General features: G+C 62.0%; 13 protein-coding genes. 6 read left to right on the plus strand and 7 right to left on the minus strand.

Going from position 1 to position 14,500, the window contains the following annotated elements:
• The first annotated feature begins 127 nt into the window (after window positions 1-127).
• Genes HJA_RS11820 through HJA_RS11830 form a run of 3 tightly spaced genes read left to right on the plus strand, consistent with a single transcriptional unit; the run spans window position 128 to window position 3,158 of the window.
• Window positions 128-517 carry a response regulator gene (locus HJA_RS11820; protein WP_035582534.1) on the plus strand — a complete coding sequence of 130 codons (390 nt, stop codon included), beginning with the start codon at window positions 128-130 and terminating at the stop codon, window positions 515-517.
• Window positions 514-1,881 (plus strand): PleD family two-component system response regulator, encoded by a 1,368-nt coding sequence (locus HJA_RS11825; protein WP_035582535.1) that lies wholly within the window; start codon window positions 514-516, stop codon window positions 1,879-1,881. The genes HJA_RS11820 and HJA_RS11825 overlap by 4 nt, the downstream gene beginning before the upstream one ends.
• Before the next feature lie 53 nt (window positions 1,882-1,934).
• Complete coding sequence (locus HJA_RS11830; RefSeq protein ID WP_035582536.1) at window positions 1,935-3,158, plus strand: MFS transporter; 1,224 nt, start codon at window positions 1,935-1,937, stop codon at window positions 3,156-3,158.
• A gap of 55 nt (window positions 3,159-3,213) precedes the next feature.
• Here HJA_RS11830 and rpmG read toward each other — a convergent pair whose 3' ends face one another.
• The 6 genes from rpmG to HJA_RS11860 form a co-directional block, all read right to left on the minus strand.
• A complete protein-coding gene (gene rpmG, locus HJA_RS11835) occupies window positions 3,214-3,381 on the minus strand; it encodes a 50S ribosomal protein L33 (RefSeq protein WP_027836255.1) in 168 nt (55 codons plus the stop codon).
• Between the two features lie 87 nt (window positions 3,382-3,468).
• Window positions 3,469-4,269, minus strand: coding sequence for an NUDIX hydrolase (locus HJA_RS11840; protein WP_241764352.1), 801 nt, complete (start codon window positions 4,267-4,269; stop codon window positions 3,469-3,471).
• Window positions 4,266-6,536 carry a ribonuclease R gene (rnr, locus tag HJA_RS11845; RefSeq protein WP_035582748.1) on the minus strand — a complete coding sequence of 757 codons (2,271 nt, stop codon included), beginning with the start codon at window positions 6,534-6,536 and terminating at the stop codon, window positions 4,266-4,268. Before rnr ends, HJA_RS11840 begins: the two co-directional genes overlap by 4 nt.
• A 49-nt stretch (window positions 6,537-6,585) precedes the next feature.
• Window positions 6,586-9,153, minus strand: coding sequence for a type I DNA topoisomerase (gene topA / locus HJA_RS11850; RefSeq protein WP_035582537.1), 2,568 nt, complete (start codon window positions 9,151-9,153; stop codon window positions 6,586-6,588).
• Between the two features lie 68 nt (window positions 9,154-9,221).
• Window positions 9,222-10,343 (minus strand): LPS export ABC transporter permease LptG, encoded by a 1,122-nt coding sequence (gene lptG, locus HJA_RS11855; RefSeq protein ID WP_035582538.1) that lies wholly within the window; start codon window positions 10,341-10,343, stop codon window positions 9,222-9,224.
• Entirely contained in the window at window positions 10,343-11,485 is a 1,143-nt protein-coding gene (locus HJA_RS11860) for an LptF/LptG family permease (RefSeq protein WP_051597621.1), read from the minus strand. Before HJA_RS11860 ends, lptG begins: the two co-directional genes overlap by 1 nt.
• A gap of 121 nt (window positions 11,486-11,606) precedes the next feature.
• Between HJA_RS11860 and HJA_RS11865 the strand changes: the two genes are divergently transcribed.
• Both HJA_RS11865 and HJA_RS11870 read left to right on the plus strand, forming a co-directional pair.
• Complete coding sequence (locus tag HJA_RS11865) at window positions 11,607-13,070, plus strand: leucyl aminopeptidase (protein WP_035582539.1); 1,464 nt, start codon at window positions 11,607-11,609, stop codon at window positions 13,068-13,070.
• Window positions 13,071-13,073: 3 nt separating this feature from the next.
• A complete protein-coding gene (locus tag HJA_RS11870) occupies window positions 13,074-13,547 on the plus strand; it encodes a DNA polymerase III subunit chi (protein WP_035582540.1) in 474 nt (157 codons plus the stop codon).
• On the opposite strand, the gene HJA_RS11875 is transcribed toward HJA_RS11870, so the two are convergent.
• Window positions 13,544-13,879: a zinc ribbon domain-containing protein YjdM gene (locus HJA_RS11875; protein WP_035582542.1), complete on the minus strand. Its 336-nt coding sequence runs from the start codon at window positions 13,877-13,879 to the stop codon at window positions 13,544-13,546. The genes HJA_RS11870 and HJA_RS11875 overlap by 4 nt on opposite strands.
• Window positions 13,880-14,025: 146 nt before the next feature.
• On the opposite strand from HJA_RS11875, the gene ndk reads away from it, so the two are divergent.
• Complete coding sequence (gene ndk / locus HJA_RS11880; RefSeq protein ID WP_035582544.1) at window positions 14,026-14,448, plus strand: nucleoside-diphosphate kinase; 423 nt, start codon at window positions 14,026-14,028, stop codon at window positions 14,446-14,448.
• Window positions 14,449-14,500 lie beyond the last annotated feature (52 nt).

Here is a 14,500-nt window from a genome sequence, read left to right on the forward strand (position 1 = left end):
ATGTTCATGCCATGTTCCGGGGGTGGCGGCAATCTGAAGTGACCCGTAAACACCCGTTAAGCTTTTGCCGTATAGCTGGTCTGGTACGGTAAGGTCCGTTCCGAATCGCTCGTAATCGTGGGAAAAAATGGCAGACGCAAAAGCCAGAAAAGTACTGGTTGTTGAGGACAATGAACTCAACATGCGCCTGTTTTGCGACCTGTTGGACGCTTACGGCTACGAAACCTATCAGTGCCGCGATGGTGCCAAGGCTGTCGAAATCGCCCGCCGCGAGCAACCGGACCTGATCATCATGGACATCCAGCTTCCTGAAGTTTCCGGCCTGGACATCACGCGCTGGCTGAAGGACGACGAGAAAGTTGCTCATATCCCGGTGCTTGCGGTGACGGCTTTTGCAATGCGCGCCGACGAGCAGCGTGTACGCGAAGCAGGATGCGAAGGATACCTGTCCAAGCCAATCCAGATCATGACCTTTATCAAGGCCGTTGAATCACTTATGCCGAAGGAAGCGGCATGAGCGCGCGGATCCTCGTTGTCGATGACATCGAAGCGAACCGGCGGCTGCTGCAGGCCAAGCTGGAGGCTCAGTATTACACCGTCATCCAGGCAGAGAACGGGCCTCAGGCGCTTGAAGTCGCCCGGAAGGAATTGCCGGACATTATCCTGCTCGACGTGATGATGCCGGGAATGGACGGCTATGAGGTCTGCCGCCGGCTGAAGGAAGATCAGGCAACGGCTTTCATCCCGGTCGTTATGGTCACGGCTCTCAGCGACACTGAAGACCGCGTCAGGGGGCTGGAGGCCGGCGCCGAAGATTTCCTGACAAAGCCGGTTGATGATTTTGCCCTTATGTCACGCGTCGGGGCGTTGATGCGATATAACGCCGTGGCGTCAGAGCTCAGACAGCGGCAGGCAAACGGGCTTGGGGGCGGGCTGGACCACGAGAGCACCAAGGAAGAAACCGACCAGCCGGCGCGGATCTTCATTGTCGACGACAATCCCCGGGCGTCTGCCCGCCTCGCGTCAGTGTTGCGGGAGGCTGGCCACACAGTGGTGACGCTCGCCGAGGCAGGATCCATGAGTGGCCTCGCCAGCCTCGGCGTCGACCTGATGATCCTCTCCCTGCCCAGCAAGTCCTTCGACGCGCTGAAGCTATGCGCGCACTTCAAGGTGACGGAAGCGACCCGGGCGGTCTCCATTCTGCTGATCTGTGATCCGGATGACCGTGTGCGCGCAGCAAAAGGGCTGGAGATCGGCGCCAGCGACGTGATCCTGACACCGGTCGACAAGCAGGAGCTTCTGGTCCGCGTCCGCACGCAGGCACGCAGGGCCCGTTATATCGAGATGCTGCGCCGCCGGGTGGACAAGGGCCTGGAGCTGTCCGTGATCGACCAGCTGACCGGACTTTACAATCGCCGCTACATGATGGGCCAGCTGCACCAGTTCATGCAGCGCTCGGTCATGGGCGGGAAACCGGTTTCGGTGATGATGGCGGACATCGATCACTTCAAATCGGTGAACGATACCTATGGGCACGATGCCGGGGACGAAGTCCTGCAGGAGATTGCCAACCGGCTTCGCGAAAATGTACGTCCGATGGACATTGTCTGCCGCCCCGGAGGTGAGGAATTCCTCGTCATCATGCCGGAAACACCGGGAGACCGGGCCTGCGCCGCCGCAGAACGAATCCGGCGGGCGGTCGCTGCCTCGCCTTTCATCGTCGGCAAGGCTGGCCTGAACATTCAGATCACGGTCAGTGTGGGTGTCTCGACCATTGCTGGTGAGCAGGACACGATCGCTGACCTGACCAAGCGGGCAGATCAGGCGCTCTATCAGGCTAAGACAACCGGCCGGAACCGGGTTGAGAGCACAGCCGCCTGATTGACTTGATACCCGGCTGTCGTCACAGAGGCGCACAGCTCAGGGGATAAGGCGTGACCGACAGGTTTTCAGCGTTCCGGCATTCGGCCTACAGCCGTTATTTCATTTCTCGGTTCTGCACGTCGCTCGGCGCCCAGATCGTCTCGGTCTCCGTAGCCTGGCAGATCTATGATCTCACACAGAATGCGGCACTGCTTGGCTGGATTGGCCTGGTTCAATTCCTGCCTGCGCTTGTGCTGGTTGTTGTCACAGGCGTCACGGCTGACCGGTTCGGGCGCCGCAATGTCATGGGACTGGCGGTCTTCGTTGAGATGGCCTGTGCGCTGGCCATCCTGTTTCTCGCCCTGACGGGCCGGTTTGAGCCCTTCTGGGTCTTGGCCGCATTGACTGTCTTTGGCGTCGCCAGGGCCTTCTATTCGCCGGCCTCGTCCAGTCTGGCGGTCAATCTGGTGCCGAAAGAAGACTTCGCGAATGCCGTAGGCTGGATCACGGCGTCCTGGCAGCTGGCGTCCATCCTTGGTCCTGTGCTGGGCGGGCTGATCTATGGCATCGGCGCACCGGTGGCTTACACGACGGCAGTCAGCCTATTCCTCATATCTGGGGTGATCGTCCTGACGATCCCGAAGCCTGCGCAGAAGGGGGTAAAAGAGCCCACGACGATCCGCACGCTTCTCGGCGGCTTTTCCTATGTCTGGAAAGAGAAGGTGGTGCTGGGGGCTATCTCACTGGACCTCTTCGCGGTCCTGCTCGGCGGGGCAGTGGCGCTCTTGCCGGTTTATGCGCGTGACATTCTGGAACTTGGGCCTTCTGGGCTCGGCCTGCTTCGGGCGGCACCGGGTGTCGGCGCTGTGATCATGATCGGGATCATCACGGCCTTTCCGATACGCGACCATGCCGGGATCATCCTGTTCGTCTGCGTGGCCCTGTTCGGGCTCGCGACCATGGTGTTCGGCGCGTCGACAGTCGCATGGCTGTCGATCCTGGCGCTGGCGCTGATTGGCGCCTTTGACATGGTCTCGGTCTATATCCGCGAGATCCTGCTGCAGCTCTGGACACCGGATGAGGTGCGCGGCCGTGTGAATGCCGTCAATTCGGTGTTCCTCGGCGCCTCGAATGAGCTCGGCGAAGCCCGTGCAGGCTTTATGGCGCATTTCTATGGGGCGGTGTTCACCGTTGTGGCCGGCGGCGCTGCGGCCATCGGCGTCGCAGCGGCCTGGTCATTCCTGTTCCCGGCGATCCGCAAGACGCGCTATCTGCACCGCGACGAGGTCATATGAAAAAGCCCGCTCGGATCACGAGCGGGCTCTTCAAAAGTCCAAAAGGATCAAGTGATTACTTGATTTTGCCTTCTTTGAACTCGACGTGCTTCTTGGCAATCGGATCATACTTCCGCTTGACCATTTTCTCGGTCATGTTGCGCGGGTTCTTCTTGGTCACATAGAAGAAGCCGGTGTCAGCCGTCGAGTTGAGGCGGATCTTGATGGTGGCGGGTTTTGCCATGGCGCGGGCTCGCTTGTGCTAGCGTCTGAAATCGGAAAGCGGCTTAATGGCGGGGTGCGCGGGCGAAGTCAAGCACCCGTTACCGTTCTAGAGCCGCTCTGTGCTGTGGCCGGAACGCGTCCAGCGCAGGAAGGGCGGTCCTTCCTTGTAATCCTTCGCTTTCAGGCGCGCTTCGATCTCGTCCAGCATGAAGCGCGTCACGCTCGGCAGGTCGAGGTCGTGGGCGTCTTTCAGCGTTACCCATTGCAGGTCTGACAGTTCGGCACCGTCGACGGGCGGGCGCTCATCGATCAGGGCTTCTTCGGCGTCGGCCATGAAGAAGCGCGCATCGAAGCGGCGTGGCCGGTAAGGCGGCGTGACCGCCCGGCCGATAAAGGTGAGCGGCGAGAGGTGCGGGGCGGCATCCAGCTCGTGGAAGCGGTCCCAGCCCTTTGGGGCAGAGGCCGGCATTTCGGCCGGCCGGGCAACCAAAAGCCCTGTTTCTTCAAAGGTTTCCCGGATGGCCGTCAAGGCAAATGCCCGTGGCTGGCGCCTCGCGCTGATCCGTAGTTTCGCTTCAACATCAGGCCTCAGCTCGCACCAGGACACGGCCCGGCCGTCGTCCGGGTCCACGCGGCCGCCGGGGAAGACGTATTTGTCCGGCATGAAGACATGGCCGCCGGAGCGTTTGCCCATCAGGACGCGCGGTTTCTCGGCGTCACGGCGAATCAGAATCAGCGTGGCAGCATCTTTCGGGCGTGGCGATTTCTGGTCTTTGATGATGACTTCGTCGTCGCTTTCCTTGTCGAAGGCGGACTTGATCATGACCATACCGGACTTACCGGTGCTTTCAGCTGACGCCGGCGTGCCACGTTCGGTCTTTTTGGCAGATGAGGTGGCGCGGCTCATTTCCGGCTTCTCCGTTTATGCTTCGGAAGCGTCTTCTTGTTGAATTTGGGCTTGCCGCGCCGTGGAGGTCCACCCCTGCCGCGAGGGGAACGTCCGCCGGCGTCTGCCGCCTTGCGTGCCTCGGCCCGGCCTTTCGGGGCAGGCTGGGGCTCTGACAGCATTTCCAGCAGGAGGCCGCCCTGAAGCGGTGTGACCTCTTTCAGGCGCACCCGCACGGTCTGGCCCATGGAATAGGTTTTGCCGCTGCCGCGCGCGTAGATTTCCATCGCGGCCTGGTCGAGCATCCAATAGTCATCCGAGATGGACGAGATCGGCACGAAGCCGTCCGCGCCGGAGCCTGCCAGGGCGACGAACAGGCCAGCCCCGGTGACACCCATGATGCGGCCTTCGAATTCCGCACCGACCCGGTCGGCCAGGAAGATGGCGAGGTAGCGGTCCGTGGCTTCGCGCTCAGCCGCCATGGAGCGGCGTTCAGTCGTCGTGATGTGTTCGGCAATCTCTTCCAGCCGCGCGGCGCTCTGGTCGCTCAGCCCGTCCGGGCCGAGCTTCAGCGCGCGGATCAGGGCGCGGTGGACGATCAGGTCGGCATAGCGCCGGATGGGTGAGGTGAAGTGCGCATATTTCGCCAGGTTCAGGCCGAAATGGCCGAGATTCTCTTCCGAATAGATTGCCTGCGCCTGAGAGCGCAGCACCATCTGGGTGACCATCTCGTCATAGACGCCGCCGCGGATGTCTTCGAGCAGCTTGTTGAATTTGTGCGTCTGCGGGCGCTCACCGATATGCCATTTGATGTCGATGGTCTGCAGGAACTCCGCAAAGGCGGCGATCTTGGCATCCGTCGGCACATCGTGGACGCGGTAGACCAGCGGGCTGTTCGCCTTTTCCAGTGACTCGGCGGCCGCCACGTTCGCCTGGATCATGAACTCCTCGATCAGGCGGTGGGCCTCCAGCCGCTCCTTGGCGATGATACCCTGGATCTCGCCGTTCTCATCGAACACGATCCGGCGTTCCGGCAGGTCGAGATCCAGCGGGCTGCGCTTGTCGCGCGCCTTGGACAGGGCCGCATAAGCGCCCCAGAGCGGCTTCAGAACGCTGTCCAGCAATTCCCCGGCCTTGCCGCCCGGCTTGCCGTCAATGGCTGCCTGAGCCTCCTCATAGGAGAGCTTGGCGGCGGACTTCATCATGCCACGGATGAAGCGGTGGGACCGTTTGGTGCCGGACTTGTCGAAGACCATTTCCACCGCCATGCAGCGGCGCAGTTCCCCTTCGCGCAGGGAGCACTCATCCGCCGACAGCTCAAACGGCAGCATGGGCACGACGCGGTCCGGGAAATAGGTTGAGTTACCGCGCTTCAGGGCTTCCTTGTCGAGCGCCGAGCCTTCGGTGACGTAAGCCGCCACGTCCGCAATGGCGACGATCACGCGCCAGCCATCCTTCAGTTCTTCGGCCCAGACGGCATCGTCATGGTCGCGGGCATCGTGCGGGTCGATCGTGATCAGCTGGACAGCTGTCAGGTCTTCGCGTTCGGCCGCGGCAGGGTGCGGATCGCGCGCCTGTTCCAGCGCGGCCTCCGGAAACTCGGTCGGAATATCGTGCGCGTGGATGGCCAGCAGGCTGGCCGAGCGCGGATCGGTGATGTGGCCGATGACTTCCGTCACGATGCCATAGGCCGGGCCATACTGGCGGCGGCCGACAGGCTTCGGCTCGGCAATGACAAGATCGCCTTCCTCCGCGCCATTGCGGTCGGCTTCCTGAATGACGAATTCGCGCTTCTCCTTGCGGGAGGAGGGAACGACCTTCCCGCCGCGCGTGGTCTGGCTGTAGAGGCCGACCAGCTTGTCGGACAGGCGTTTCTCGAACACGGTGATGGCGCGCGCCAGCCATTCGCCATCGCGCTCTGAGATCTTGCAGAGGGCGCGATCACCCACGGCGGGGGCCTTGGCTTTCGGCTTTCCGGACGGGCCTGCATAGCGGATCTCCGGTCCGAACAGGCCATTGTCGCCGACGGACTTGCCGATCAGCTCGCCATCGTCATCGAGATGGGTGAATTCAACAACACCGGTGGGCGGCGGCCGGTCAGCCTGCGCCCAGGCGCGTTTGCCGGTGCGCTCCAGCGTGCCGTCGGCCTCCATTTCCTTCAGGATTTCACGCAGGGTCGCGCGTTCCTTGCCTTTCAGCTTCAGGCCGCGGGCGATTTCCTGCTTGGTGGTGGCGCTGGGGTTCTCGCGAAGAAAGTCCAGAACAGTCTGGCGGTCAGGGAATGTCATGACCGCCATATAGGGCGAATCGCGCCGGATTGCGCGTGTGATTTACGGTTCAGGTCTTTTTGGCCGGGGCCTTCTTCTTCGCAGGCGCCTTTTTCTTGGCAGCGGGTTTCTTCGCCGTGGCTTTCTTATTGCCGCCCTTGGCCGCCTTGGCGTTGATCAGCTCGATGGCCTGTTCCAGCGTTACGGCGTCCGGCGTCATATCCTTCGGCAGGGTGGCGTTGGTTTTCTCGTGCTTCACATAAGGGCCATAGCGGCCTTCATAGACCTCGATCGCGCCGCCATCCGGGTGGTCGCCCAGCGTCTTCAGCGGCGTTGCGCCGCCGCGCTTGGAGCCGCGCGCCTTCTTGTCCTCGATCAGCGCGACGGCGCGGTTGAGGCCGATATTGAAGACGTCCGCCGGGTCTTTCAGGTTGGCATAGGTCTTGTGATGCTGAACGTACGGTCCGAAGCGGCCGAAGTTCGCATAGATCATTTCGCCATCTTCCGGGTGCGGACCGACTTCGCGCGGCAGGGACAGGAGTTCAACCGCGCGTTCCAGCGTCAGGGTCTGCGGCGTGTCGTTTTTGGTCAGCGAGGAGCGTTTCGGCTTCTCTCCATTGGCCATCTCGACATAAGGCCCAAACCGCCCGGTCTTCAGCCAGATGGTTTCGCCCGTTTCCGGGTGTACGCCCAGCTCGTTCCCGTCCGGATCGATAAAGCCGGCTTCCTCGCCATCGGAGGAGAACTGGCGGGTGTATTTGCAGTCCGGGTGGCGCGAGCATCCGACGAAGGCGCCGAACCGGCCAACCTTGATGGATAGCTCACCTTCCTTGCAGAGCGGGCAGAGGCGCGGCTGCTCGATGACATTGCCTTCGGCGTCGTGGTCCGGGAAGACGTGTGCCGCGAGCGCTTCATTGAGCGCGTCGAGCACTTCACTGACGCGCAGGTCTTTCGTCTGGCCGATGTCGTCAGCGAACTGTTTCCAGAACTCGTGCAGGAAGGCTTTCCAGTCGAGCTTGCCGTCGGAAATGATGTCCAGCTTTTCTTCAAGGCCTGCGGTGAAGTCGTATTCGACATAGCGCTGGAAGAAGTTTTCGAGGAAGGCCGTCACAAGCCGGCCCTTGTCTTCGGGGATCAGTGCCTTGTTTTCGAGGCGGACATAGCCGCGATCTTCCAGGGTCGACAGCGTGGAGGCGTAGGTCGACGGACGCCCAATGCCCAGTTCTTCGAGACGCTTGACGAGCGAGGCTTCGGTGTAGCGCGGGGGCGGCGTGGTGAAGTGCTGGGTGGCGTCGGCTTTCAGAAGGTCCGCATGCTCACCTTCCGACATTTTGGGAAGACGGTTCTCGGAGTCGTCATCATCGTCGCCGGCATCGTGGCCTTCGGTGTAGAGCTTGATGAAGCCGTCAAACACCAGAACCTGGCCGCTGGCCCGCAGTTGGGCCCGCTTGTCCTTGGACAGCATGTCGATCGTGGTGCGCTCGAAAATGGCCGCTTCCATCTGGGAGGCGACAGCCCGGCGCCAGACCAGCGTATAGAGTTTCCGCAGATCGTCGTCGCCATTGTACTGTTCCGGGCGCAGATCGAAATCGGTCGGGCGGATGGCTTCGTGCGCTTCCTGGGCGTTCTTGGCCTTGGAAGAATAGTAACGCGTCTTTTCCGGCAGGTAGCGAGCGCCATAGTTCGACTGGATCATCGAACGGGCGGCGACATAGGCCTCTTCGGCCATGTTGACGCCGTCGGTCCGCATATAGGTGATGCGGCCTTCCTCGTAGAGCTTCTGCGCGGCCTGCATGGTGCGCTTGGCGGTGAAGCCCAGCTTGCGGGAGGCTTCCTGCTGCAGCGTTGAAGTGATGAAGGGCGGGGCGGGGTTCCGCTTGACCGGCTTGGCTTCAACCGAGCTGACGGAATAACCGCCGACGCGGACCGCTTCGAGCGCCTTGTCGGCCTCGCCCTTGTCGCCCAGCGTGAACTTTTTCAGCGTCTTGCCGTCCAGCGCGTGGAGGCGGGCCTGGAAGTCCGTCCCGTCCGGGGCGCGCAGGTCAGCCGCAACGGACCAGTATTCCTGCGGCTTGAACATCTCGATCTCGTTCTCACGGTCGCAGACGATGCGCAGGGCAACCGACTGCACGCGGCCGGCCGAGCGGGAGCCCGGAAGCTTGCGCCAGAGAACGGGGGAGAGGTTGAAGCCGACCAGATAGTCCAGCGCCCGGCGGGCGAGGTAGGCATCCACCAGTTCGGCATCGATCTGGCGCGGCTGTTCCATCGCCTTGGTGACCGCGCTCTTGGTGATGGCGTTGAACACGACGCGTTCGACGGCGACATCCTTTTTGAGCGCCCGGCGCTTCTTCAGCGCCTCGATCAGGTGCCAGGAAATGGCTTCCCCTTCGCGATCCGGGTCGGTTGCGAGGACAAGCGTGTCGGCTTCTTTCAGCGCATTGGCGATGTCGGAGATGCGCTTGGAAGACTTCGAGTCCGCTTCCCAGACCATTTCGAAATCATTGTCAGGATCGACCGAGCCATTCTTCGAGGGGAGGTCCCGGATATGGCCGTAGGAGGCCAGGACTTTGTAGTCCTTGCCCAGATATTTGTTGATCGTTTTGGCCTTCGCGGGCGACTCGACGACGACAAGTTTCATTCGGGATACCTCTTCAAGGGCGCGAGTGATGGCCGCGTCGATGAGCCAATGTCAAGGCTGGATGCGTGTCAGCCGTCTTCGCGATAGGCGATGTAACCCAGCGTGCAGAACAGCACAAAAAGCGGCGGACTCCAGGCGGCAACAATAGGTGGCGCGGCACCTGTGGCCCCCAGGCTGGTTGAGAATTGCGTGAAGAAATAGAGCCCGACTGCCGCCAGTGCGCCTATGGCCAGCAGCTGCGATGTGCCCCCCATCCGCTGCAGTCTGAGGCACACAACAGCCCCGATCAGTGCCATGGCAACGAACAGGGCGGGCGTTGCCATCAGGGCATGCCAGCGCATGCGATAACGCGACGCGTCGAGGCCGGCGGCCTGTGTCTGACGGATGAAGCGGGGCAGGCGCCAGAAGCCGATTGTGTTCGGAGAGGCGAATTTGTCGAACAGCGTCACGGCATCGAGCGGCGACGGGATGGCCAGGTTCGCTTTGCGCTCCGGCGGCTGGTTCGGAATGTTTTCGATGACGTTTTCAAGCTGCCAGAAACCGTCCTGCAGGGTCGCCCGGTCGGCATCGATACGGCGGGCGAAGGCGAAATCGCTGGTCGGCTGGCTGCCGGAATAGAGGCGTTCTTCCTCGATCATCTTCACGTTCCGCAGCACGACGCCGCCCTGATCGACATGCTGGGCATGGATCACGATCTGGCTGGTATCGTCGCCCTGGCGCAGCCAGACGCCGGAATCGGACACGGCCATCGCCATGCGGCCCTTGTTCAGGATCTGGGCGCGGGTGACTTCGAAGGTTTCGGTCAGGCGGGCTGAAATCGGATTGAGAAGCGTCGTCGTGGCGATGCCCACAATCAGGCCCAGCACGATGACCGGCGTCAGGAACCGCCAGGCGGAAATTCCGCTTGCCCGGATGATGGAGAGTTCTGACCGCCGGTTGAGCCGGGTGAACGCCATCATCGAGGCGACAAGCAGGGCGAAAGGCAGGGTCTGCTCCATGATCTGCGGCAGCTTCAGGAGCGACAGCTGCAGTGCGCCAAACAGGCTGAGGCTGACATCGCTGCCCACCGTCCGCAGCTGCTCCACCACGTCGATCATCAGGATCGCGATCAGCAGGATGCCGAGCACCAGCGCGAGGCCCGACAGGCATTCACGCAGGATGTAGAACTGGATGCGGGAACCGAAAGGCATCAGGCGCTCGCACCTCCTGTGCCGCGGAAGAGGTCAATATTCGGCCGCTCGATCCGGCCCAGATGGCGCCCGCGGGAGAAATAGGCATAGCTCAGGCCCGCGATTGTGCAGAGCGGCAGGATCCATTGCAGGGCGTTCATGGCCGGGTCGTCCGCGGCAGCCGATTGTGCCGTCAGCTGGATAATCAGCACGGTAATCGCCGCGGCAGAAGATATGGCGATCCGTTTGCCGTAGCCTTTCCGGCTGAAATCCCCACCCAGCACGGCGATGATCGCAATCAGCGCCATGACGATATTCAGCAGGGGCGAGGTCAGGCGCGTGTTGGCTTCTGCCAGCAGGGCGTCGGCATCCCTCAGTTCGAAATAATTGGTCCGGTCGACGAAGAAGAGCTCGTGCAGGAATTTGTCCGACGCCTTCAGGGCCAGATCGGAATCCTCCTTCATGTATTCGCTGAGATCGAAGGGATACTGGGCGAATTCCAGGATGGAGAGCTGTTTGTTTTCGTCCAGCTGCATGCTGAGCGCATCCCGCAGCAGTAGTGTCGGTTTGCCATCGACTTCGACGAGGGCCGCGCTGCGGGCGAGAATATCGGTTGGGTTGGCCTCGTCGGTCATGTCGGAAATGAGCACGCCGCGAAGCTCGCCGCCGATCTGTTCTCGGGCATAGAAGGTGAGGCGTTCGTCATTCGTGGTGAACTGGCCTGGCCGGATCAGCGCGGCCGCAAGGTCTGCGCGGGCGATGGCGACGGTCTCCCGCATAGCGCGCTGGGCCAGCGGCTGGACCCAGAGGTTCACGCCCAGATGCGCGATGGCGCAGATCACTGCCAGCCGCATGATCGGCGACGCGATCTGCCAGCGCGTCATGCCGGCCGCCTGCGCCACGACGATCTCGCTGTCCTTGTGAATACGGTTAAGGGACCAGACTCCGGCCACAAACAGGGCCAGCGGGGTCAGGAGCGCGATGATCTGGGGCGAGCCCAGCATCACGATGTAGAAATAGGTCAGCGCCGACTGGCGGTTTTCGAGGATCAGGTCGGTCCGCGACAGGCCCTGCGCCAGAAGTGCAAGCAAAGCGAGACCACCCACGATGATCACGACCGCCCGCAGGACTTCATAAAACAGGTACGACTGCACTTTCGTCATCGAGTGTCACGTGCCGGGAAATAAAGCAGAAACTGGCAGCTGGCGGGCATATTTTCCCTGCCTAACGAGTTGCGCTGCGCGCGTCGATGCTTAGTTTCCGTCTCAAACGGAGATTCCTCACATGAAAATCACCTTCACCGATGCCGCCAAGGCTGACGTTTTTGCTTTTATTGTCGACGAAGCGGGAGGCCTGCCGGAATCGGCTGCTGCCCTCGACAAGGCGACAGGCGGTCTTCTGACCGCCGCGATTGATGGCCGGTTTACCGGCAAGAAAGACCAGCAGGCTGTTGTCGTCCTGCCGAAAGATGCCGACGCACGCCGCGCCATCCTGATCGGCGGCGGCAAGCCGGGCAAACGCGATGCCCGCGTGCTCGAAGGCCTTGGTGCCAATCTGGTGAAAGCGTTCAATATGAGCGGCTTCAAATCCATGGCGATCCATGCAGGGTCCGCCGAGGACGCCGCGCGGATGGGTGTTGGCGTGAAGCTCGCCGCCTATCGTTTCGATAACTACTTCACCAAGCTGAAGCCGGACCAGAAGCCGAGCCTCACGTCCGTTTCCTTCATCGTGGACGATGTGAAGGCCGCCAAGGCCGCCTTTGCGCCGCTCGGCGCCGCTGCCGAAGGCACGATGCTGGCGCGCGACCTCGTCAACATGCCGCCGAACGACCTCAACCCCGAGACCTTTGCCGAAAAGATCAAGGAGCTGGGCGACATCGGCGTGGAAGTCGAAATCCTCGGCGAGAAGCAGCTCGCCAAGCTGGGCATGCATGCCATGCTGGGCGTCGGTCAGGGCTCCCGCAAGGAATCCAAGCTCGGCATCATGAAATGGAATGGCGGCAAGGAAGGCGAGGATCCGGTGATCCTGGTCGGCAAGGGCGTCTGCTTCGATACGGGCGGCATCTCGCTGAAGCCGGGCCCGGGCATGGAAGACATGCGCGGCGATATGGGCGGCGCAGCGGCCGTGACCGGCACGATCAAGGCGCTGGCCGAGCGCAAGGCCAAGGTCAATGCCATCGGCCTGATCGGTCTCGTCGAGAACATGCCGGATGGTGATGCGCAGCGTCCGGGCGACATCGTGAAGTCGGCTTCCGGCCAGACGATCGAAATCCAGAACACAGACGCCGAAGGCCGCCTCGTCCTGTGTGACGTGCTCTGGTACGCGCAGGAGAAATTCAAGCCGAAGGCCATTGTCGACCTCGCCACACTGACCGGTGCCATCGTGATCTCGCTCGGCCACCATCATGCCGGCCTGTTCACCAACAGCGACGATCTCTCTGATGAGCTGACCAAAGCCGGCCTCACCGAAGGCGAGCGCGTGTGGCGTCTACCGATGGGTCCGGAATACGATGCGCTGTTGAAGTCCAAATTCGCCGACATGCGCAATATCGGCGGCCGGGCTGCCGGCTCGATCACCGCCGCACAATTCCTGAAGCGCTTTGTGAAAGACGGCGTGAAATGGGCCCACCTCGACATCGCAGGCGCTGCCTGGGTCGAGGGCGAGAAGGCTGCTCTGGACGTTAGCTGGGCTTCCGGCTTCGGCCCGCGCCTCCTCGATCGCTGGATCGCGGACAATTACGAGGGCTAGGATTTGAGCGAGGCGCCGAAGCCGGAATGGTGGTTTTACCACCTCTCCCGCACCACGCTGGAGCAGGCGGCGGCGCCCCTCATGTCCAAATGCCTTGAGGTCGGCTGGCGTGTGCTGGCCGTCAGTCCGAATGCCGACCGGCGGGCCGCCCTCGATGCGGCCCTCTGGACCTTCGATGACCAGTCATTTCTGCCGCACGGCCAGGCAGAGGCGCCGGGTCTCGATGCGTCGCGTCAGCCGGTGCTCATTTCAGGCAAGGCAGACAATGTGAACGGCGCGGCGGCCCTGTTCCTGATGGATGGCGTGAAGGCGCCCGTTGATGCGCCCTATACGCGCTGCATGATGATGTTCGACGATGGCGACATGGACGCCCGCGGCGCCGCCCGCGAAGCCTTCAAGGCCGCCAAGGATGCGGGGCTCGTTACCCGCTACTTCCAGCAAACCAGCAGCGGCGGCTGGAAAGAGGCTGGGGTCTAGGCCTTCTTCACGAACTCGGACTTGAGGCCCATCTGGCCGATGCCGTCGATCTTGCAATCGATGTCGTGATCCCCGTCGACGAGACGGATATTCTTCACCTTGGTGCCGCGCTTCACGACCTGGGAACTGCCCTTGATTTTGAGGTCCTTGATCACGGTGACCGTGTCGCCATCCGCCAGCGGATTTCCGTTTGAATCCTTCACCACTTTTTCGTCAGAGTCCGCCGCTGCATCGGCGGACCATTCGTGTCCGCATTCCGGACAAATCAGAAGGGCGCCATCCTCATAGGTGAATTCGGACTGGCATTTCGGACAGGGAGGCAGGGCGCTCATGGAGGGGACTTTCAGGTTGAGAGACTGGTCCGGCCCTACGCCCTGATGAAAGTGTGCGCAAGCGCGGCGCTCTGTCCTTGCCCCTGCGGGCGGGCGCCGCTATAGGCCCGCCAACATTCCAATTTCCGCACAACAGGAACCCTCCCATGGCTGTCCAGCGCACTTTTTCCATCATCAAGCCCGACGCGACCGAGCGTAACCTGACCGGCGCCGTCAACGCCGTCATCGAGAAGGCCGGCCTGCGCATCATCGGCCAGCGCCGCATCAAGATGACCCAGGAACAGGCCGAGCGTTTCTACGCTGTCCACTCCGAGCGCCCGTTCTTCGGTGAGCTGGTCGAGTTCATGACGTCCGGCCCGGTCGTCGTCCAGGTGCTGGAAGGCGAGAACGCCGTTGCGAAATACCGCGAAGTGATGGGCGCCACCAACCCGGCCGATGCCGACGAAGGCACGATCCGGAAACTCTACGCAAAATCGATCGGTGAGAACTCGGTCCACGGCTCCGACTCCGAAGAGAACGCCGCGATCGAAATCGCGCAGTTCTTCTCCGAAGCCGACATCGCCGGCTAAGGCACGGCATAGTCCGTTATAATCCGATATAGTCTGAATTGGCCCGCCGGTG

Source organism: Hyphomonas jannaschiana VP2, assembly GCF_000685215.1.
In the GTDB taxonomy this organism is placed as follows: domain Bacteria; phylum Pseudomonadota; class Alphaproteobacteria; order Caulobacterales; family Hyphomonadaceae; genus Hyphomonas; species Hyphomonas jannaschiana.